The 21,057-nt window shown below is 64.3% G+C and carries 15 protein-coding genes and 1 tRNA gene; 13 read left to right on the top strand and 3 right to left on the bottom strand.

Translation table 11 applies throughout. The features are described from left to right. The first annotated feature begins 1,239 nt into the window (after positions 1-1,239). The 7 genes from SAVERM_RS43920 to SAVERM_RS40075 all read left to right on the top strand — a co-directional run bounded on the left by SAVERM_RS43920 (position 1,240) and on the right by SAVERM_RS40075 (position 10,926). Positions 1,240-3,129 carry an Lsr2 family DNA-binding protein gene (locus tag SAVERM_RS43920; protein ID WP_197586468.1) on the top strand — a complete coding sequence of 630 codons (1,890 nt, stop codon included), beginning with the start codon at positions 1,240-1,242 and terminating at the stop codon, positions 3,127-3,129. After that, positions 3,129-5,273, top strand: a complete 2,145-nt coding sequence (locus SAVERM_RS15220; protein ID WP_010984360.1) for a DNA phosphorothioation system restriction enzyme — start codon at positions 3,129-3,131, stop codon at positions 5,271-5,273. Before SAVERM_RS43920 ends, SAVERM_RS15220 begins: the two co-directional genes overlap by 1 nt. A 27-nt stretch (positions 5,274-5,300) precedes the next feature. Next, a complete protein-coding gene (locus tag SAVERM_RS42715) occupies positions 5,301-5,465 on the top strand; it encodes a hypothetical protein (RefSeq protein ID WP_010984359.1) in 165 nt (54 codons plus the stop codon). Further along, on the top strand, positions 5,462-7,516 hold the full coding sequence (locus tag SAVERM_RS15215; protein ID WP_010984358.1) for an AAA family ATPase: 2,055 nt from the start codon (positions 5,462-5,464) through the stop codon (positions 7,514-7,516). Before SAVERM_RS42715 ends, SAVERM_RS15215 begins: the two co-directional genes overlap by 4 nt. Further along, complete coding sequence (locus SAVERM_RS15210) at positions 7,516-7,983, top strand: DNA phosphorothioation-associated protein 4 (RefSeq protein ID WP_037648940.1); 468 nt, start codon at positions 7,516-7,518, stop codon at positions 7,981-7,983. Before SAVERM_RS15215 ends, SAVERM_RS15210 begins: the two co-directional genes overlap by 1 nt. Positions 7,984-8,277: 294 nt before the next feature. Then, the gene (locus SAVERM_RS15200) at positions 8,278-9,981 is read left to right on the top strand and encodes a ParB N-terminal domain-containing protein (protein WP_137865241.1); all 1,704 of its coding nucleotides are present in this window, start codon (positions 8,278-8,280) and stop codon (positions 9,979-9,981) included. Positions 9,982-9,984: 3 nt separating this feature from the next. Beyond that, positions 9,985-10,926 (top strand): HNH endonuclease, encoded by a 942-nt coding sequence (locus SAVERM_RS40075; RefSeq protein WP_078936670.1) that lies wholly within the window; start codon positions 9,985-9,987, stop codon positions 10,924-10,926. Between the two features lie 479 nt (positions 10,927-11,405). Here SAVERM_RS40075 and SAVERM_RS15195 read toward each other — a convergent pair whose 3' ends face one another. Together SAVERM_RS15195 and SAVERM_RS43720 are read right to left on the bottom strand one after the other, a co-directional pair. Continuing rightward, positions 11,406-11,975, bottom strand: a complete 570-nt coding sequence (locus SAVERM_RS15195) for a hypothetical protein (protein ID WP_137865243.1) — start codon at positions 11,973-11,975, stop codon at positions 11,406-11,408. Between the two features lie 535 nt (positions 11,976-12,510). Continuing rightward, positions 12,511-12,777 (bottom strand): hypothetical protein, encoded by a 267-nt coding sequence (locus SAVERM_RS43720; protein ID WP_010984356.1) that lies wholly within the window; start codon positions 12,775-12,777, stop codon positions 12,511-12,513. A 181-nt stretch (positions 12,778-12,958) separates the two neighbouring features. Here SAVERM_RS43720 and SAVERM_RS15185 point away from each other — a divergent pair, with 181 nt between their 5' ends. Beyond that, on the top strand, positions 12,959-14,386 hold the full coding sequence (locus tag SAVERM_RS15185; protein WP_037648932.1) for an FG-GAP-like repeat-containing protein: 1,428 nt from the start codon (positions 12,959-12,961) through the stop codon (positions 14,384-14,386). 67 nt (positions 14,387-14,453) lie between these two features. Next, a complete protein-coding gene (locus SAVERM_RS15180; protein ID WP_010984354.1) occupies positions 14,454-15,866 on the top strand; it encodes an FG-GAP and VCBS repeat-containing protein in 1,413 nt (470 codons plus the stop codon). Positions 15,867-16,253: 387 nt separating this feature from the next. Here SAVERM_RS15180 and SAVERM_RS15175 read toward each other — a convergent pair. After that, positions 16,254-16,325, bottom strand: a tRNA-Arg gene (locus SAVERM_RS15175). A gap of 57 nt (positions 16,326-16,382) precedes the next feature. Between SAVERM_RS15175 and SAVERM_RS15170 the strand changes: the two genes are divergently transcribed. From SAVERM_RS15170 to SAVERM_RS41635, 4 genes are all read left to right on the top strand, one after another. Further along, positions 16,383-16,976, top strand: coding sequence for a response regulator (locus tag SAVERM_RS15170; RefSeq protein ID WP_010984353.1), 594 nt, complete (start codon positions 16,383-16,385; stop codon positions 16,974-16,976). A 159-nt stretch (positions 16,977-17,135) separates the two neighbouring features. Then, positions 17,136-18,194, top strand: coding sequence for an ArgS-related anticodon-binding protein NrtL (gene nrtL / locus SAVERM_RS15165; RefSeq protein WP_010984352.1), 1,059 nt, complete (start codon positions 17,136-17,138; stop codon positions 18,192-18,194). Positions 18,195-18,217: 23 nt separating this feature from the next. Then, on the top strand, positions 18,218-19,609 hold the full coding sequence (gene lysA, locus SAVERM_RS15160; RefSeq protein ID WP_010984351.1) for a diaminopimelate decarboxylase: 1,392 nt from the start codon (positions 18,218-18,220) through the stop codon (positions 19,607-19,609). Between the two features lie 156 nt (positions 19,610-19,765). Further along, complete coding sequence (locus SAVERM_RS41635) at positions 19,766-21,055, top strand: homoserine dehydrogenase (protein ID WP_010984350.1); 1,290 nt, start codon at positions 19,766-19,768, stop codon at positions 21,053-21,055. Positions 21,056-21,057: the final 2 nt, after the last annotated feature.

Here is a 21,057-nt window from a genome sequence, read left to right as displayed (position 1 = left end):
GTGAGCTTGCTCCAGCGGGCAGCTCATGCAGGCGGCGAAGCTGCCCGTGAATACCGGTTGCTTAGCCCCTTTTTCGGTCCCCGAGCGCGTCATCGGCTCCGTGCAGGCACCGAGGGGGCTGCACGCACATGGCGCTCCGTCCGTGTCACCTATTGGCCCACCGGGAGTCATCCATGCGACGGGATGGCGTCAGCCCCACATAGAGAACACGCCGGTATGCCACGTCTTGGAAGCCCAGGTCATTGAGGGTGATCCCCCAGCGGCGCCGTTCACATCCCGAGCGCCCGGTGCGCAGGAGGTCCCGGTTCAGCCTCTGGGGGGATGCTGTTGAACCGTGATACATCGAAGAGAAGACGCCCACCTGCACGTTCCGCTACGATGCCGGGCAGAAAGTGGACGCCCCCCACCGCCACGTTCCCCTTACCGAGACGCAAAGTACGGAGCAAAGCGTGACGTTGCCCGCGCTGGCTCGTCGCACCAGCGACGGTACGTCGCCTTCGGTGATTGGCACGAGCGAAAGGGCAGGGCTCAACTCTCCATGCTGCACCACACACCGGCGGATCGAGCCGCCGAGAGGGCGTGCGCGCCGCCTTCCATGCATCCCGTACCCGGCGATGACGGTGGCCCTGTAGGGGCGGCACAGGCCGGCCAGCAGGGCGCCCTCAGGTTGTGTGCTGCCTCGTGGGCGTGGTTTTGACCTCCGCCTGCGCTGTAGCAGCCCGGCTGCCCACGCCCAGCCACCCCGAACATGGCCGGCACATGCTAGCGCGGTGCGATAAGCACGGTCTACCGCCATCGCACTCGCGTCGTTGCCTCACAGTAGGCGACAACCCACCCCGCATACCAAGGCTAAGGGGAGCCGGACCCTGGCCCGTTGAGGAGCTCGGCGATGTAACGGACTATCGGGGCGGGGGGATTTACCGCATGCGAAGCCTAGGGGTGATCTCTTCCTGCGATGAAAATCGCGGGTTTATTGAAAATGAAGGTCGACTTGCCGGTCCGCTGATCTGCCGTCCGGGCGGATTTCGTATTCGGTATGGCAGTAAAGTAACCATGGTGGGAGCATAAGTGTCAGCATTTCCAGCGGAGTCGTCGCAGCATGTTGACACATGGATTGATGTTCTTCCGTGGGTCGAGTATCTCCGTGCGCCAGACCTTATCGACCTCCAGCGACTCGGGGGACCCGTCCATTGGTGGGGAAAGGAAAGTCCGGCGCAGACGTCGATGAGACGGGCTTCCATGGAAGAAGTCTTTGACCTGCTGGGCAGCATTCTGCTATCTAGCAGGAACCTCGTAGAAGAAGAGTGCAAAACACTATTTCCGACTTTGGATGCCTCCACTGTCATTGAAGACCTCGATCTGGGAAATAGGGGTGCTGCCGCAACATTGGCGGAGTCCGGAATTCTCGCGCTGGGCGATATGCGGAACATGACACCGCATGATCTCAATTTGCTCCTTCCCCTGACGCGGGATGAGGTAGCCGCCCTCCTGAGCGTTGTGATGCGTGCGGTCGCCCTGCCGAACGAGACCTCGCACGCCATGGCAGTAACACAGTGGTTCAGTGAGCTGAACAGCGAAGAGCAAAGCCTGCTGCTCCTGTATCGATGTGCCCCAGAACCTCAGGAATTGTCCACGCTGGCAACGCAGCAACGCATGCCGTTGGAGCGCTTGCAGGAACTCTGTGACGAGCTACCCCATCGCCTCGACGCCGCCATGGCAACATCCTCCGCTTTGCGGGCAGCTGTGGCAGATTTCGACCATGTCACCTATGCGCCGACACCTGTGGCACAGCTCCAGCAGCGCCGCCCGTGGCTTTTCAGCTGCTTGCTGGACAGCGATGTGAGTTTCGTGTCGCTGCTGTCCTTCTTGCGTCATGCCGAAGTGCAGGAACAATGGATATGCCGCCCTAATATGCTTGAGCAAGTGAAAAAAACGCTGCACATCCTTGATTTTGAAAAGGATGAGGTGATGGCGCTCTCCGTTGCGCGGAGAATATTGAGTCAGCAGGGATGGGTTGCGTCATACATCGATGCTTGGCTCGATTTTTGCGGAATTTCTTCCCGATCGGGTCAGCTGCACTTCAGTGGCATGTCCATCACCCCCAAGATGGGTGATCTTCTGCGGCAGGACGCCCAGTCGGTGACAACTGATCACCCGGCAGTTGCGAAGAATCTCGACGGTGCACCACAGCCGGGCATGCACGATCACGACGGGGAGTCGGAGTCGCCTACTTCGGCTAGCCGTACCCCAGCGCAGGCGGATGCCGTCACTATTCGAGCATGGGCACGCAGCAATGGTTTTGTCATAGCAGAGCGCGGACGTATTTCGCAGGTTGTTCAAGACGCCTATGCTGCGGCACTCGGCGACATGTTGCCTGCTGCCTCTTCGCGGGAGACGCCACCGCTGCCCCTCACCCGTACTGATCCCTCCCGTTCACTGGATAACGAGCTTGCCGAAGAGTTCGCGTTGCTCGCTGGTCTGATGAACCCCGATGAGCAGGGCGTGACATTTGGTTTTCTCTTGCGATTCGGAGAAGAACTTCCGCCGCAGGCACAGGCTATTGTCCACCGTATCCTGAACGCCACGCTGGGGGAAAACGGGTGGATCACGGATGCGGAAGAAGTCCCGCAGGCTAGCGATAGTGCCGCCCCTGCACAGAAAACGCTTAAGCAGCGTGCTTGGGTCGTGCTCCAGGAAGCGGACCATCCACTCTCGACCGGCGAACTCACCTCACGCATGGGCGACGCTGTAAATGAGCGATCCCTGAAGGCGCAACTTGCTGCTGACCTGCGCTTTACGCGCAGTGATATCGACTCCTGGGCGCTTTCCGAATGGCAATTGCGCCCTTACACCAGTGTGCGTGAACTGGTGGAAGAAGAAGTCGATAAGGCGGGCGGCAGCATAGAAAGTGACGAGCTCGTGAAGGCGCTGACACAAGCCTTCTCCATCAAAGAGTCCACCCTGCGACAGGTGGTCTCCTCCGCTCCCTTCACTGCTCGCGGGGGACGAGTGCAACGCCTCACCGACCTTGAGAGCAAGGGGGAACAACGCGACACGCATGGGGCCGACGAGCCCACCGATAAAACGGTGGGTGTTCAGCTTGCTCGGGATCTCGGATTGGACTTCTAGTGCACGCTCTTGAAGCTCTCCGGCACGCCGATCTCGGGGGAGAATACCGTAGCGATCGCGGCAACGTTGTCGATGAGTTCTACGTCCCGGCTCTGCGGGCATCAACCGCGTACGACCGTGCTGTCGGGTATTTCACGGCTTCTGTCCTGGCCGTCATTGGCGAGGGCATAGAAGAATTCACCCGGCGCGCCGGGACGATGCGCATCGTGGCCTCGCCCTATCTTCTCGCCGAAGACATCACCGAGATCGAAGCCGGCTACGAACTTCGCGCCGTCCTGGAGAAGGCTGCTCTACGCGACCTGGAGCGTGCGACGGAAGACGCCAGGGCGGTGCGCGGACTAGGCAAGCTCGGCGTGCTCATCGCCGAGGGGCGACTGGACGTGAAGCTCGCCTACGTCACGGCAGGCAGCCGGGTCGGCATGTATCACGAGAAGATCGGCGTCTTCCGCGACGACCACGACCTCGTCGCGTTCAAAGGCAGCGCGAATGAGACTCTGTCTGGCCTGGTTGGCAACTTCGAATCCATCGAGGTCTTCCGTAGCTGGGACGACCGAGACCGTGAACGGGCTTTGCGTATCAGCAAAGACTTCGATGACCTGTGGCATGACAGGACGCCACTGCTGCGTGTCATGCCCTTCACCGATGCCGCCAAGCAGATCATCGAGCGCAGCACCCGCGCTGCAGTCGACCCTAGCGACGACACAGCGATCCCCCCGTCCGGTGCGCCGATCACTATCGCGCGCGAAGACCTCGCCGGCATGTTGACCATCCCTCCGCTGTTGGAAGTGCGCGACTACCAAAAGCGAGCCGTCACCCAGTGGTTCGCGCAGCGAGGCCGCGGCATCCTGCGCATGGCGACCGGCACAGGCAAGACTCTCACCGCCCTGTCCGCGGCCGCGCAGGTGACCAAGATGCTCCACAAGGTCGGCGAACCACTGCTCACCGTCGTGATCGCCCCCTACCAGCACCTGGTCGACCAGTGGGCGAAAGACATCGAGTGGTTCGGCGTGCACCCCCTGCGCGCCTACGAGTCGACCGCCGCATGGTTCCCCCACGCCTCCCAACTGCTGGATGCGCTAGCGCTGCATACCACCCGCGGCGGCGTCATCATCACCACGAACAAAACCTTCGGCGAGACCGCTTTCCAAAGCATCCTTCAGCGCTATCGCGGCCAGCTCCTCCTCATCGCCGACGAGGCACACAACCTCGGCGCCCGGCACATCCGCTCCAAGCTGCCTGACAGCGCGCAGTTTCGCCTCGGGCTGTCAGCCACCCCGGAACGCTGGTTTGACGACGAAGGCACCGCCGCACTCACCGACTACTTCGGCCCGGTGGTGTTCGAGCTCGGACTCGGCGACGCCATCAAAGCCGGCGCACTGTGCCGCTACACCTATAAGCCCGTGATCGTGGAACTGAATGCCGACGAGACCGACCTCTACATAGAGATCACCGAAAAGATCGGCAAGCTGTTCGCGATGCAGCAGTTCTCCGAACAAGCCGACGACAACAGCCCTCTGGGCCACCTGCTGCGCAAACGGGCCAACCTGCTCGGTCATGCCCGCGCCAAACTTCCCGCGCTGCGACGGGAGATCAGCCAACGCAGGGAGGAGTGGTATCAGCTGCTGTACTGCGCAGAGGGACAGCACCCCTTGTCCTACGAAGACGGTGCCGCGGCAGAGCCAGCGCAGATCGATCAAGTACTGGATCTCGTCGGCAATCACTTGCACATGCCCGCCGCTCGCTACACCGCCGAGACCAAACGGCCCGAGCGTCGCCAGGTCTTGCAGCGGTTCACCGACCGCAAGCTGCAAGTCATCGCCTCCATGCGCTGCCTGGACGAAGGTGTCGACGTGCCCGCCGCCCGCACCGCATACCTGCTGGCCAGTTCCTCCAACCCCCGGCAGTTCATTCAACGCCGCGGCCGAGTGCTGCGACAGGCACCGGGCAAGACCATGGCCGACATCGTCGACTTCATCGTGGTGCCCCCGACCAACATGCCCGACCTGCAGGACCGCACCGAACGCAGCATGGTGGCCCGCGAGCTGGCCCGCGTGACGGAGTTCGCACAACTGGCGGACAACGAAGCCGAGACCCTCGACCTCCTTCGTCCGCTGCGCCTGCGATATGGCCTGCTCGACACTTGATCCACTGCATCACCAAACGGAGTAGACGTGAGCGAGAAGAAAACTGCGCAGGACGTGCTGAGTCAGCTGTCGCCTGAGGGCGTCAAACTCGCCAGGCGCGTCATCGAGTTGGAGCGTGAAAACTTGCACATCAGAAGTTCCACCACCGTGGTCAACGAGATCGTGGCGGCCGTGAAGGGACTGATCAAGTGAAGCTCCTGAGGCTGACGCTGGACAACTTCCGTGCGTTCTACGGCCGTCAGACGCTGGATCTCGCCGTCAACGATTCCAAGCCGGCGGTGCTGATCTTCGGCAATAACGGTGCGGGAAAGACCACCCTCCTCAACGCCTTCGCCTGGGCGTTGTACGGAAAGTTCTCCGCCGACGTCGAGCAACAGCAGCGCGTCATCCATGACCACAAATGGGCGGAAACCCCGCATGGCACCCCAGTCAGCGCCTCGGTGGAGCTGAAATTCGAACACGCAGGGGTGATCTTCACCGTGTTGCGTGAGGTGGCCACCGTCAAGAACACCGACGAGCAGATAGCTGTCGCAGCCAAGCTCACCCTGAACGAGATAAAAAACGGCGAGAGCAAGCCCGTAGCCAACGGTCAGGACCGCATCGAGAAGATCCTCCCTGAAGGCTTGCGCCGCTTCTTCTTCTTCAACGGTGAGCGGATGGAGAAGATGTTCACCGGCGAGGAGAACAACGACGAGGTCAAACGCGCCATCAAGACCCTGATGGATCTTGAACCGATGGAGCGTGCGATCACCGAGCACCTTCCCGCAGCCGCACGACGCCTCGCCAAGGAGATCGACAAGGGTGGCGACAGCCGCCTCCAGCAGCTGCGTGATCAACAAGAAGGACTCGAACGGCAGCGCGATGACGCTGACCGGCGTGCGAAGAAAGTCTCCCGCGACATCAGCAGCTACGAGAGCGAAGTCCGGGAGATGGAAAGAGCGCTGCGCAGCCACTCGGAGTCCAAGCCTCTACAGAACGCCCGAAAGAAACTCGAATGGAAAATCAACGAGATGGGCGGGCAACTGCAGGACCGGTACGCACGCAAGCGTGAGGTCCTCTCCAAAGGAGGCTTCCTCGCCTTCACATCGCACATCGACGAAACCGTGATCGGGCTGGCAGAGGGCATGCGCGAGCGCCGCCAATTGCCCGCTGGAATCCAACGCGACTTCATCGAGGGCCTCCTCGACGAAGGCACGTGCATGTGCGGCACTCCCGTTCCCCAAGGGAGCTCGGCATATCAAGAGTTGGATAAACGTCGCTACAACGCCGGTCTTGCCGATGTGGAAGCCCGCTGGATGTATGTCAGTGGACAGATGAAGCACCTCAGCGAGGCACGTCAAAATCTCCTCGACGACCTGCGGCAGGCCACATTCGAGATTCAAAACTGCCAGGACGAGATCAAGAGCCTGGAGGAAGAAAAGAGCGAGGTCGACCGCCAGCTGCAAGGCGTCAACATCGAAGACGTACAGCGCCTCGAGCAGCGGCGCAAGGAATACGACGAAAAACGCATCGACGGACTCGCAGAGCATCGTCGACTGGAAGAGCGCCGAGTAGAGTTCGAAGCCGAGATCGACAAGATGAAGAGACTCTTCAAGTCCGCGCAGGCAGCGGACGATGCATCCCGAAAGGTGCAGCGACAGGTCAATCTCGTCAACGAGGTGCTGGACACCTTCCGCGAGGCACTGGAACTGAAGACCGAAGAGGTCCGCGAACAGCTCGATGCGAAGCTCAAGGAGGTCTTCTCAAGGATCTTCATCAAGTCCTACGAGCCCAAACTGACGGACTCCTTCGAGCTGTTGCTGAAGTCACCCGCCGGCATTGCTATCCGCAGCACGGGCGAAAACCAGGTCCTGGGCTTGTCTTTCGTCGGCGCAGTCTCGGAGATTGCCAAGCAGATCCACCAGCGCAAGGCCAAAGACAGCGAAGACATCATCGGCGAGGGAGGCATCTACCCCGTCGTCATGGATGCCCCCTTCGGCAGCCTGGACTTCACGTATCAAGAAGAAATCTCGCAAGCACTGCCGAAGCTCACCTCACAGATCGTCACCCTGCTCTCAAACTCCCAGGCGAGTGGCAAAGTGATGGAAAACCTGCAAGGGGCAGCCACCCGCATGTACGTGCTGCGCACGGTCACCCCCAACACCAACGCCGCGCAAGAGACCATCGAGATCAACAACCGGGCCGTCGCCTACGTCACGCACGGCGATTTCGAGCACACCATCTTGGAAGAGGTGGCCTTCTGATGGCATACGAAGACCGTTTCCGCAGGCCAGCCGCTCATGAGGACCTTGTCTCGGCATTGTCCGGCAAAGAGGGCCCTTTCAACGCCATGGTGGACGTGCTCATGTTCGCTGCCGTGCTAGGCCGTAACAAGGGCAAGCGAGATTCCTTTGATAAACCTGGCGAGCCCATTCGTCTGGCGCTGATCGAAGGCCGCCAATACGGCGATGTACTCGTCGACATGATCGCAGTGGCCGATGAACCAGACGATCCGAAGATCCTCGCCGATGAGCGCCAGCCCGACCGGGTCAAGATCTTTGAAGAGTATGCTAACGGCGGACTGAATTATATCCAAGGCGAGATCAACGCCAGCGGTGGGCACGACTACGTCTCCATCATTAGCACGCTGGTCATGGAAGCCCTCACCGCGCCCGACGAGCGGCAAAACGACGTCTCCGAGCTGATGCAAGCCGCGGACCTGGACTGGTAACAGCAACAGAGGATCCCGGCACGGCGCTGACGCTGCTGTGCCGGGCGTCTCCTCCTGGCCGAATCCGTCCCCTTGTCCAAAATTCCCTGGTCCATGCGTTCAGACAGTTCCGGCGTGATCGCTGAACCGATAGAATGACGTCCCGTCAGGAAGCGGAGTGCAGGTGGCCTACAGCCTCTTTGGCGTGAATTGCATCATCCAGGATGGCTATCCAGTAGGCCGAAACGAACTTCGCTTACCCGACGATGTATCAGGAGTCCTGCAGCTGTTGATCCGCAAGGGGGAGGAAACGCCGTGGTGACGATTCGTCGCGCGTACGACGCTTTTCGCACGTTTCAGACTTCAGACAGCAAGCCGTTGATTCTCTTCTCTGCTCCTGCCGTGGAGATCGAGAAGTGGTCGGGTGTTCCCGAACGGCGACGCCTCGCCGGAGAGGAAACCGCAGGGTTCCAGCGTGAACAAGACCCCGCCAGGGTCCGAGAACTAGCAAAATTCTTCAAGGATGACCGTAACGTAGCCCAAAATCCGCTCTTGGGAGCCTTGCAAGACGCAACGAAGGTGCATTTTAAAGAGAAGACCCCTGGCTCCCCCTTCGGACGCCTAGAGATCGAGTATGAAGACTACTCGAAAGTGCCACTCCGTGACTTGCTGCAGAGACTGACTGAAAGACTTGAAGAGCGCGTCGGCGCACTTAATGACAGCATCGTTGACGAGAGGAAAGTTGCTCTGTTGCTCGAGCGAGAATCTGAGCGGGCAGAGCCGTCCGGTCTCGCAGAGGACGAACAGATAGAAGAGGTTTCCAACGACGATAGGGACGAGGTCATTGCGGACAATGAAGGCGGAGATGTAAACACGGCACTGCTCGCTGAAGAAACGCACCTAGTGGACTTCTATGTCGAACTGAAAGCGCGGATGCGTGTTTTGCAGCATCTAGGGGTTGACGACGCCGACGAGATCCAAGGTTTCACCAAAGCTGCGCTATTGGGATACCTTAAGCCCGTCGTCCTCGTCGACGGACAACACAGGCTCAGAGGGGCCGTCCTCTCTGCTGAGCAACTGGCGGACACCCCGGCAGCTGAGGAAGCAGTCATGGAATCAGTTCAAGCAGGACTGGATCCTGGCGAGGCGGAGAAGCAGGTACTGCTGAAAAAGAGCCGCCACCTTCCCGTCTCACTGCTGATGGACAGCAGTCCGAGCGAGCATGTGTTTCAATTCGTGATCGTAAACCAGAAAGCAGTACTCATGGGGTCAGCCCTGCTGGGAACGATCATCTCGACCAGTCTCGGTCGAGAAGAATTGCAATCAGTTCGGGAGCGGCTTAAGGGAGCCGGCATTCAGCTCGAGGACTCCCAGGCCATTGCTTATCTAACTCGCGCTGAGGACAGCCCGTTTCGCGGGCTTGTGCAGACCGGTGTCGACGGGGACCGGCCGGACCTGCTCAAATGGAGCGTGCTGCAGAGCCTGGTCACTATTTTCCGCAAACTGCAGGGTGGCCGCCCCTACCACGAGAGGACGGATTACGCTCGAGCTTGGCGGTTGGAGTACTTCCCTAACTGCGGACTGGCTTCGGGTGACACGCTCGACGAGAAACTCGCAGACTGGTCACGCCCAGACGGACCGTGGAGAGAGATCTTTGTTCGTTTCTATGTCCACGTGCGCGACTATTTTGGCGACACGCAGGATCTAGATACCTACAACGCATGGGGTAGCACTGGGAATAGTAACCTCTTCAATAAAATTTCACTTACCATCCTGGCGTGCGACTATTTTGACTTCATCTACACTCAAGGCGAAGCCCTCGAGACCACGGATGACTTTGATCGCACCTTGCAGAGGTGGCTGAAGGACGGCCGTGTAAGCCCCTCCTACTTCAATCGTGACTGGCGTCTCGAAAAAACGAAAAAAGACCAATTGATCGTGAAGCGTCTGTGGTCTCAAAACTGGCATGAGTATCGGAAAGTGCCGGCCAACGGTCTTCCGCGGAAGTTCAAGCCGTAGCCGATGGATACTCAACCGATTGAGAATTTCTACAAGGTGCTCGACGGCGCGCTTAGTCGTAGATGGTCGGAGAGTCACCTCAGGGAAGTTGCTGAACTGACTGCCCCTTCGGGGCTTCTGGGAAGAAACGAATGGATTCTGCGCGCTGACTACTCGATGACGGTGGGTCGCTGGTTTATAGAAGGGCTCGTCGATCTCGGCAGATATGCTCGCAATACGGAGAGTATTGGCTATCTGTTCCGTGAAATATGCCAACGCTTGCAGGAAATGGATCCGCAAGCTCCGCAGGATGAACTGAACCAGATAGCTCGTCGGCTCACATCCTTCGCGTGGCGTGATATCAAGGCAAGGAGAGCCGCGGGGCGCGAGCGTATCGATAACGGCTTGCGTAATGCTGTCTGGTTCAAGAACGATCCCGTGCAACGTTGTTATTTGTGCGGGTATAAGTTTTGCCCACAGGCGCGGGATCTTTTCCTACGTCGAACGAAGGATCCGATCGAACCGCACAAATTGGTTGACTTCACGCGGCCGCGTGGCATCAAGTCCAGACACCTAAGAGTCGAACTGGACCACGTTATCCCGGTAGCCGAGGGTGGCGCCACCGACGAGGACAATCTCAAACTGGCATGTGGCTGGTGCAACGTGGTTAAGAGCAGCTTGTGGAGCGTCTATGACGCCAAAGCGTGGTCGAGCGGCGTCATTAATCATCCGTCACTGGGGGTTATATCGGTCCCGCAACCGTTCTGGACACTGCGTGTAGTTGCCACACGGGCACGCTGCGAAGCTCCAGTAGGTTGCGGTGCACGGTTGACCAGCCACGAACTCTTTGCCGCGCCACGCAATATCGCCGGAGCCCTAACACCCACCAACCTTATGGTGGTCTGTCGGGAACACGATCTGTGGGCTGGTCATCGCCTCGTCAGCCCACGATTGCTCCCGGGGTAGAAGTAGAGATCAACGCTGCCTGGAAACACAAACACGGCGCAAGCTCGCAGGTATGTAGAGCATCGCATGCGGGGCGTTGATGGACGGCGACGGGCTAGGTCGCAATGCAACTTGTCGGTCTTGGCCCCACGAGGTCGGCGGAGCGGATTTGGGGTGGTGCTGCTTTGGCGCGAGTGATCATGGCCCCGTAAGCTTCCGGCGTGTCGGGTAGTCTGTGGACCTGACCGCTAAAGCACGACGTTGGGGCCATGATCTTCGAGGCTCGCGCCAAAGTGGCTCCGTAAAGCTGTGGAGCCGACCGCCTCAGCCACGACGTACTGATTCTCTGACGGTAGGCGGCTGGTTGCTCTGCGCGGCACGGGCGTCGGCCGGGCTGGAGCGGGGCGGAGACAGGAGCGCAAGCCTGGCCGCGCGCGGTGAGCGGAGCGAGCCGCCTTGATGGAGCCCTCGACGCAATCGAAACGAGCACAGTCTTCTTGCTACTGATCGAGGGAAACCCAGATGTCGAAGGCGCGCTGGGCTTCTTCTAGCAACTGCGCGAGCTTTGGGAACTCGTCATCGATCATTTCCCAGTCGCAGATCAAGCAGCCGTCGATGAGGGCCGTCCAAGCGGTGACAAAGTGTTTGAGGCAGTGTCGGATGTGCTCTTGGTAAGCAAGTACGTGACGGACTTGGCGCTGGCGGCGTTTCGCCTCGATCTCGTTCTGGTTCGGAGGCAGGCGTCGCACGAACGGCGATGGAATTGGTTCAGGGCCGTGATCTTCACTGAGAACCCCTGTTCCGCGATGGTGCAGCTCTGTTGTCTGGAGGATCAAGTCCTGGAAGTCGCTCCGCTTGGCGGTAGTCACTTCTCGGGCGAATGCCTGCATGATCCAGGCCCAGTCGGCTGCGTATCGCGGCTCTGAGCCGTGCCAGAAGGTTGTGCGCGTATGGAGAGCGCGGACCTCATCACCGGTTCTGCGCAACCGGGAGTGCATGATTTCCCACTTCTGGTACAAGCTATCGACGCTCTCGCGGTCGTCCTCGTCGTGTTCGTGATCAACGATCACGTCTACCCCCTCGTTGCTCGTGAGTCGAGGGCTGGAAGCGTACTGGTGGTGCGTCATACGACTCCCAGGGTCCCCAGCCGTCGGCGGCAGCGCCGGCTGGATACTGCGATTCGCACAGCGAGTAAAGCGCTGCTGTAGGCATGGTGGAGTCGAGGCCAGGCTGTCATGCCGAAGACTCAAGAAGCCGCGGGTGGCGTGACGGCGCGGCGGGGGCATGTTGTCAGTGCTGTTGTTCTGGGATGGAGTCGCGATCACCCCAGGGAGGGCGAGTGACCTGCGACGATGCTTCAAGATCCCGTCCACGCCTCGTCCATAGACCCTGACATGGAGCGGCTTCGGGCTGCATCCTCCTGCACATACGCGAAGACCCCGGCCTCAGCGTTTCCGCTGGTGACGGGTCCTTGGGCACCTAATTCAAGGTGCCCCCGGCAGGATTCGAACCTGCGTACACGGCTGCGGAGGGCACTGCCCCTCGTACGATCATTGCCCACCTGACCTGTGGAAACGGCTTCGCCTGATCGTGTGTGGGTGAATCTCATACGCCACTCACACGAAGTGTCGACAGCGCTGCAATCAGGAGCTGGTCGAGGTGTTGATCGGCGAGGGCTGGACGATCTTCCACGACCTGGGCCTTGCCGACGCCCGCCGGGCCGTGCACGTGGAACAGGAACCGGTGGCGGTCGTCGTCCACGGGCAGGTCGAAGTTCTCCCGGAACGCCCGCAGCTCCTCGCGTCTGCCCACGAAGCCCGCCCGCCGCCTGCGCCGGATCAGCTCCTGCATCGACATCCTCGCCCGCGCCATCCCGTCCCTCCCCTGGCCTCGCTCCGCGGGCCAGTGTCGCGCGCCTGGGCGGTCGCGAGGTGAACGGCCGCCGTACTCGATGGAACGTCCGCATCTCGCAACGGAGTTCCTGCGGTGTACAACCTTCACTCGAAGTGGTCCGTCTCCCGGTACGTCACACACGTTCCGCACAGGAGGCACAGTGCCCCGCCGCACTCTCACCGCCGCGATCGCCGTCACCGCGCTCGCGACCCCCCTCGCGCTCTTCGCCACCTCCGGCACGGCGTCGGCCGCGCCCGTGCCGCCCCGCACGCCGATGACCGACTTCAACCACGACGGACACGCCGACCTCGCGGTCGCGGCGCCCTTCGGCACCGTCGGCGGTGTGGAGAAGGCCGGTTACATCTCGGTCGTGTACGGCACCGCCTCCGGGCCCGGAACGGCGCGCCACCAGATGATCAGCCGGGCCACGCCCGGCGTCCCCGGCGACCTCCAGGGCACGTTCGCCTTCGGTGTCCAGACGCTCCCCGGTGACCTCGACGGCGACTCGTACACCGACCTGCTCGTGGCGAGCGGCGGCGACGACGGCGAGCCGACCGTGCTCTGGGGCTCCAAGGACGGCCTTACCGGCCAGAACACCGTTCTGCCGTACCGGTACTCCGAGTTCGCCCTCGGTGACTTCAACGGCGACGGCAAGCGCGACCTCGTCGTGAACTCCGACCCGAGCGACGACCCGGACGTCTCCGGGATGACGATCCAGTACGGCCCGTTCACCCGCGACGGCAAGACGCGCACCCAGGACAGCATCACCACGGACGACGGCCCCTCGGGTCTGCGCTCCTTCATCACCGGTGACCTCACGGGCGACGGTGTCGACGACATCGTCACCACGCACGGCTTCGAGGAGATGCAGCACGAGGCCCGCTTCTGGAAGGGGTCGAGGACCGGCGTCGGCCACACCTCCAAGGCCCTCGGCACGGCGTACAGCGGCACCGTCGGCGATGTCGACGGCGACGGCTACGGCGACCTGATCACCCGCGACATCGGCTCCGTCACCGAGGTCATCGACTCCGCCCCGGGCAGCATCACCATCCAGTACGGCGGCTCCACCGGGCCGAGCAACACGCGCAAGAAGGTCATCACCCAGGCCACCGCGGGGGTTCCCGGGGCGAGCGAGGCGAACGACGCCTTCGGCGCGTCCCTCAGCGCCGGTGACGTGAACGGCGACGGCAAGGCGGAGGTCGCGGTCGGCGTTCCCGGCGAGAGCCTCGACGCCGCCACCGGTACCGGCGCGGTGATCCTGCTCAAGGGCGCGTCCAAGGCCGTCGGCGGCATGACCGGCAAGGGTGCGATCGCCTACAACCAGTCCACTGCGGGCGTGCCCGGCGTCTCCGAGTCGGGCGACGACTTCGGCCGCCAGGTGAGCCTCTCCGACCTGAACAAGGACGGCAAGGCGGACCTGACCGCGACGGCCCCCGGCGAGGACGGTGCCTTCGCCGACTCGGGCGCCCTGTGGAACCTCTACGGCTCCGCGAGCGGCCTGACCACGACGGGCGCCGGCACGCTCAGCCCCGTGAAGCTCGGCGCCCCCGAGAAGGACGCCAAGTTCGGCCACACGCTCGGCGGCTGACCCCCTCCCCCTCTCTCGCCTTCTGTTTTTCCTGTCTTTCTCTGTCTTTCTCTCTTCTGGAGGATCAGTGCGACGCTCCCTCACGGCCGCCCTCGCGGTCACCACGCTCGCCACTCCCCTCGTGCTCGTCGCCGCCGCCGGCCCGGCCTCGGCCGCGCCAGTGCCGCCGCGCACGCCGCTCGTCGACTTCAACCACGACGGGTACGCCGACCTCGTGTTCTCCGCGGTCGGCGGCTACGAGGGCACGACGCCCGGCCAGGTGACGGTCGTCTACGGCTCCGCGTCGGGCCCCGACACCGCGCACGCCAAGACCTTCGGCCGCGCCACCCCTGGCGTGCCCGGCGACCCGGAGAGCGGCGGACGCTTCGGCCAGGAGACGGCCGCCGCCGACCTCGACGGCGACCGGTACACCGACCTCGTCGTCAACGGCTACGACGGCAAGGCCGTGGTCCTGTGGGGCTCCGCCGCCGGCCTGTCCGGCCAGGGCAGCGCCGAGCTGCCCTGGAACGGCGGGCACGTCACCGCCGGCGACTTCAACGGCGACGGCAAGCGCGACCTGGTCACGGTGGACTTCCCGCGCAGCGACGACCCCGACAACGACGACCAGGGCATGCTCATCTCCTACGGCCCCTTCACGCGCGAAGGCAAGGCCGCGAGCACCCAGGCGGTCGCCACCAGCCGGACCTTCGGCCCCGGCGGCTTCGTCACGGGCGACATCACGGGCGACGGCGCCGACGACATCGTCTCCAACCACGGCTTCGAGGAGATGGCGTACGGCAGCAAGTTCTGGGCCGGCGGCAAGGACGGTGTGAACACCACCCCGAAGCCACTCGCGGCCTCCGTCGGCGGGGCGATCGCGGACGTCGACAAGGACGGCTACGGCGACCTGATCGTCCGCGACATCGGCAACAACTTCGAGGACATGCCGTACCAGAAGGGCACGATCCTCATCAAGTACGGCACCGCGGACGGGCCTTCGACGACCCGCACCGCGAAGATCACGCAGGACACGGCGGGCGTGCCCGGGGTCGGCGAGGAGGGCGACGAGTTCGGCTCCTCGATCAGCGCGGGCGACGTGAACGGCGACGGCTACGCGGACGTCGCGGTCGGCATCCCCGGCGAGGACATCGAGTCGGTCGCGGACGCGGGGAGCACGGTGCTGCTCAAGGGCTCCCGCACCGGTCTGACCGGCACGGGCGCGCAGGCCTTCCAGCAGTCCACGACCGGCGTGCCCGGCGCCTCCGAGAAGGAGGACAAGTTCGGCAGCCAGGTCCTGCTGTCGGACACCAACAAGGACGGCAAGGCCGACCTGACGGCGACCGCGCCCCTGGAGGACGGCACCTACGCCGACTCCGGCGCCGCCTGGCACCTGCGGGGCGCGGCCGGCGGCCTGACGGTCACCGGCATCACGTCGTTCGGCCCCAAGGCGCTCGGCGCGCTGGAGAAGGGCGTCATGTTCGGCTCGTGGCTGGCGCGCTGACCCGTCCCTTCGGGACAGCCCCGGGCGCCGGTGACGAGTCGTAGGGCACGAGGCCCCCACTGCCAAGTGGGTCACGAACGCCGGCATCGGCGCCGTATGAGGGACTGACGTTACGACCGTGTATACGCAGACCTTGCTCGGCTGGCTGGGAAGTCAGCCGAGCGGCCAGGGGCGCTTTGATCTTCCTGATGGCTGACCTCCGCCACGCCGGGTTTCTCCCCCAGATACCCGTTCGCCATATGGCGGGCGGCGACCGGGCCGTTGTGGCCTCACTCGCCACTCAGTGACAGACAACGACAAAGAGTCGGACTCAGTGAGACTGAGTCCGACTCTTTGTTCATGGCATCCGCCCTGGTCAGCGCATGAACTGTGCTGGTTGTAGGCGAGTGCCCCCGGCAGGATTCGAACCTGCGCACACGGCTCCGGAGGCCGTTGCTCTATCCCCTGAGCTACGGGGGCGTGTCTGGCGCGTTGCGCTGCGACGGGTAGAACCCTACCAGCTCTTTCAGGGTCCCCATGAACAGGTTTTGGGGGTGGCGGGGGAGCGGTGTCGCGGCCCCGGACGAGGGGGAAGTGGGGAAAAGCCGGACGCGGTCGTGGGTGCCGACCTACTCTCGAGTTGTGCCAGGCGCGTCCGGCCGGGTGCTTGTTGTGGACGACAACAAGGTCATCCGGCAGCTGATCAGGGTCAACCTCGAGCTGGAGGGTCTCGAGGTCGTGACCGCGGCTGACGGTGCCGAGTGTCTGGATGTCGTTCATCAGGTACGCCCCGATGTCGTCACCCTTGATGTCGTCATGCCCCGGCTCGACGGGCTGCGGACCGCCGCCCGCCTCCGTGCCGATCCGCGGACCCGTGATCTGCCCCTCGCGATCGTGAGTGCCTGTACGCAGTACGAGGTCGAGGCCGGGCTCGGTGTCGGCGTCGACGCCTTCCTCGCCAAGCCGTTCGAGCCCGCCGAACTCGTGCGGCTCGTACGGCAGTTGATGGAGCGAGACAGTGAGGGAGGGGGAAGCGGGGGAGGCGACGGTGACCCGGCCTCCCTCGGCAGTCCCTGCGGCGCCGGTGGGGCCGGTGGGGCCGAGCGGGCGGGTGACCGCGCCGGCACCTGACGAAGACGTGCGGAGACGCGGCGGGGAGAAGCGGGGCGGAGAACGGTGCGCCGCGTTGCGGCTGATCGTCCCCCAGTGCCCACCCCGCCCCGTCCATATCCCGGACCCCCGAGTAAACCGACTCGCATTCCCACCCCCCTCCTCCCCTACGCTTGTCCCGTGACCCCCGTCGAGCTCTCCCGCACCGTGCTGCGCGCGGTGCGTTGTGCCGTGGACGAGGGTGAGCTGAGCGTGGCCGTTCCCGTACGGGCCGTGGTCACGCCGCCCGGGCCCGGCGGCTGTGGGGACTACGCCACCAACATCGCGCTCCAGCTGGCCCGCCCCGCCGGACGCCCGCCCCGCCAGGTCGCCGAGATCCTGCGCCCCCACCTCAGCCGTACCGCCGGTGTCGCCGGTGTCGAGATCACCGGCCCCGGCTTCCTCAACATCCATCTCGAAGCGGCCACCGCCACCATCGCCCTCGTACGCGAGATCCTCGACGGGCACGCGAACGGGCACGCCAACGGGCACGCAATCGGGCATGCAATCGACAGTGGCCATGACAGTCACGGCACCCCCTACGGCCACACCCCCACCCTCACCGGCCAAGTCATCCCCCTCCGCATCCCGTACGACATCCGCGCCGAAGTCGTCGCCGACAGCCTCGTCCGTATCGTCGCCAGCCAGGGCGGTCGCGCCGAGGTCGATCATGTGCGGGCGGGGGAGGCTGTCACCCTGCGGCCCGTGCCCGCGCCCGAGGACCCCGCCCCCCTCGGTGCCGACGCCGCCCGCTGGGCGCTGTTGCACCCCGCCGCCCACGACCGGCCCCGCATCACCGCCGACCACCTCGCGCAGCGCGAGAGCAACCCCCTCTTCCGGATCCGGTACGCCCACGCGCGTGCCCGTGCGCTCACCCGTTGCGCCGCCCGGCTGGGGTTCCACGGCGAACCCGGTGACGTACCCGTTGACGTACCCGGCGCAGAGGTTCTCGTCCGGGAGCTCGCCGGGTACCCGCACGCCCTGAGCGCCGCCGCGGCCCAGCACGCCCCCGACCGGCTCGCCCGGCACCTCGTCGCCACCGCCGACGCGTTCCTCGCCTTCCAGCACACCGTGCTGCCGCTCGGCGACGAGAAACCCTCGGCCGCCCACCGTGCCCGGCTCGCCCTCGCCGAAGCCGCCGGGACGGTGCTGGCCGGTGGCCTGTCCCTCCTCGGCATCAGCGCACCCGACTACCTCTGACACCTGAGAGAGCCACACAGACCATGAGCCGTTCCGCACACCCCGCCGGGCCCCGTCACGCCGACGTCCTCCCCGAGGGCCACTACAGCGCCCCGGCCGCAGATCTCAACGCCCTTGACCCGAAGGTCTGGTCCCACACCGTCAGCCGCGGCGACGACGGGGTGGTGCGCGTCGGCGGCATCGACGTCAAGCAGCTCGCCGAGGAGTTCGGCACCCCCGGCTACTTCCTCGACGAGGCCGACTTCCGCGAGCGTGCCCGCGCCTGGCGCACCGCCTTCGGGCACGACGCCGACGTCTTCTACGCCGGGAAGGCCTTCCTGTCGCGGGCCGTTGTCCGCTGGCTGCACGAAGAGGGGCTCAACCTGGACGTGTGCTCCGGGGGAGAGCTCGCCACCGCCCTCTCCGCCGGGATGCCCGCCGACCGCATCGCCTTCCACGGCAACAACAAGTCCGAGGAAGAGATCCGCACGGCCGTCGAGGCCGGCGTCGGACGCATCGTTCTCGACTCCTTCCAGGAGATCGTGCGTGTCGCGCACATCGCCCAGTCCCTCGGCAAGCGGCAGCGCGCGCAGATCCGGGTGACGGTCGGCGTCGAGGCCCACACCCACGAGTTCATCGCCACCGCCCACGAGGACCAGAAGTTCGGGATCGGCCTCGCCGACGGGCAGGCGGCGGAGGCCGTACGGCGTGCGCTCGCGCTCGACGGGCTCGAACTCGTCGGAATCCACAGCCACATCGGGTCGCAGATCTTCGACATGGCCGGGTTCGAGGTCGCCGCGCGCCGGGTCGTGAAGCTGCTCGCCGAGGTCCGTGACGAGCACGGCGTCGAGCTGCCCGAGATCGACCTCGGCGGCGGTCTCGGCATCGCGTACACGAGTGAGGACGACCCGCGCGAGCCGCACGAGATCGCCAAGGCGCTCAGTGAGATCGTCACGCGTGAGTGCGAGGCCGCGAAGCTGCGGACTCCGCGTATCTCCGTCGAGCCCGGGCGCGCCATCGTCGGGCCGACCGCCTTCACCCTCTACGAAGTCGGCACCATCAAGCCCCTCGACGGACTGCGTACCTACGTCTCCGTCGACGGCGGCATGTCCGACAACATCCGGACCGCCCTCTACGACGCCGAGTACAGCGTCGCTCTCGTCTCCCGCGCGTCCGACGCCGAGCCGATGCTCGTCCGCGTCGTCGGCAAGCACTGCGAGAGCGGCGACATCGTCGTGAAGGACGCCTTCCTGCCCGCCGACCTGGCACCCGGCGACCTCATCGCGGTCCCCGCCACCGGCGCGTACTGCCGCTCCATGGCCAGCAACTACAACCACGCCCTGCGCCCGCCGGTCGTCGCCGTGCACGACGGTGAGGCCCGGGTGATCGTCCGCCGCGAGACGGAAGAGGACATCCTGCGTCTCGACGTCGGATGACGGACGGCAGCAGCTGTACGGCGGCGGAAGATCTCCTGATTTCCGCCGCCGGGAAAATGAAATAGACGTCTCACGATCCGGACAAAGGCCGGAAAGTCCCGTTCGGTGAGTGAGACTGGTCCAACCGTAGACGGTATGAGGAAACGAGGTCGGATGATGCGTACGCGTCCGCTGAAGGTGGCGCTGCTGGGCTGTGGGGTTGTCGGCTCAGAGGTGGCGCGCATCATGACGACGCACGCCGACGATCTCGCCGCCAGGATCGGGGCCCCGGTGGAACTCGCGGGCGTGGCCGTCCGCCGGCCCTCCAAGGTGCGTGAGGGCATCGACCCCGCACTGGTCACCACCGACGCCACCGCCCTCGTCAAACGGGGCGACATCGACGTCGTCGTCGAGGTCATCGGCGGTATCGAGCCCGCCCGTGCCCTGATCACCACGGCCTTCGAGCACGGCGCGTCCGTCGTCTCCGCCAACAAGGCGCTCCTCGCCCAGGACGGCGCCGCCCTGCACGCCGTCGCCGAGGAGCACGGCCGCGACCTCTACTACGAGGCCGCCGTCGCCGGTGCCATCCCGCTGATCCGGCCGCTGCGCGAGTCCCTCGCCGGCGACAAGGTCAACCGTGTGCTCGGCATCGTCAACGGCACCACCAACTTCATCCTCGACAAGATGGACTCGACGGGCGCCGGCTACCAGGAAGCCCTCGACGAGGCCACCGCGCTCGGGTACGCCGAGGCCGACCCGACCGCCGACGTCGAGGGGTTCGACGCCGCCGCCAAGGCCGCCATCCTCGCCGGAATCGCCTTCCACACGCGCGTGCGTCTCGACGACGTCTACCGCGAGGGCATGGCCGAGGTCACCGCCGCCGACTTCGCCTCGGCGAAGAACATGGGCTGCACCATCAAGCTGCTCGCCATCTGTGAGCGGGCCGCGGACGGGGGTTCCGTCACCGCGCGCGTGCACCCCGCGATGATTCCGCTCACCCACCCGCTCGCCTCCGTGCGCGGCGCGTACAACGCCGTCTTCGTCGAGTCGGACGCGTCCGGGCAGCTCATGTTCTACGGGCCGGGTGCGGGCGGCTCGCCGACCGCCTCCGCCGTGCTCGGCGACCTGGTCGCCGTGTGTCGCAACAAGCTCAGCGGCACGACCGGGCCCGGCGAGTCCGCGTACGCCGCCCTGCCCGTGTCGCCCATGGGCGAGGTCGTCACGCGCTACCACATCAGCCTTGACGTGGCCGACAAACCGGGTGTTCTCGCCCAGGTTGCCACCGTCTTCGCCGAGCACGGGGTGTCGATCGATACCGTGCGTCAGCAGGGCAAGGACGGCGAGGCCTCCCTCGTCGTCGTCACCCACCGTGCGTCCGACGCGTCCCTGAGCGGGACCGTCGAGGCACTGCGCAGCCTCGACACCGTGCGGGGTGTCGCCAGCATCATGCGGGTTGAAGGAGAGTAACG

This window comes from Streptomyces avermitilis MA-4680 = NBRC 14893 (assembly GCF_000009765.2).
Lineage (GTDB): Bacteria > Actinomycetota > Actinomycetes > Streptomycetales > Streptomycetaceae > Streptomyces > Streptomyces avermitilis.
The sequence above is the reverse complement of the archived record's forward strand: the minus strand, read 5'-3'. Positions and strand labels throughout refer to the sequence as shown.

What these genes read in the sequence shown, in the direction of transcription:
- SAVERM_RS43920 (WP_197586468.1), top strand. Translation starts at nt 1,240, where the DNA reads ATGGAAGAAGTCTTTGACCTGCTGGGCAGCATTCTGCTATCTAGCAGG.
- SAVERM_RS15210 (WP_037648940.1), top strand. Translation starts at nt 7,516, where the DNA reads ATGGCATACGAAGACCGTTTCCGCAGGCCAGCCGCTCATGAGGACCTT.
- SAVERM_RS40075 (WP_078936670.1), top strand. Translation starts at nt 9,985, where the DNA reads ATGGATACTCAACCGATTGAGAATTTCTACAAGGTGCTCGACGGCGCG.
- SAVERM_RS43720 (WP_010984356.1), bottom strand. Translation starts at nt 12,777, where the DNA reads ATGGCGCGGGCGAGGATGTCGATGCAGGAGCTGATCCGGCGCAGGCGG.
- SAVERM_RS15170 (WP_010984353.1), top strand. Translation starts at nt 16,383, where the DNA reads ATGAACAGGTTTTGGGGGTGGCGGGGGAGCGGTGTCGCGGCCCCGGAC.
- lysA (WP_010984351.1), top strand. Translation starts at nt 18,218, where the DNA reads ATGAGCCGTTCCGCACACCCCGCCGGGCCCCGTCACGCCGACGTCCTC.
- SAVERM_RS41635 (WP_010984350.1), top strand. Translation starts at nt 19,766, where the DNA reads ATGCGTACGCGTCCGCTGAAGGTGGCGCTGCTGGGCTGTGGGGTTGTC.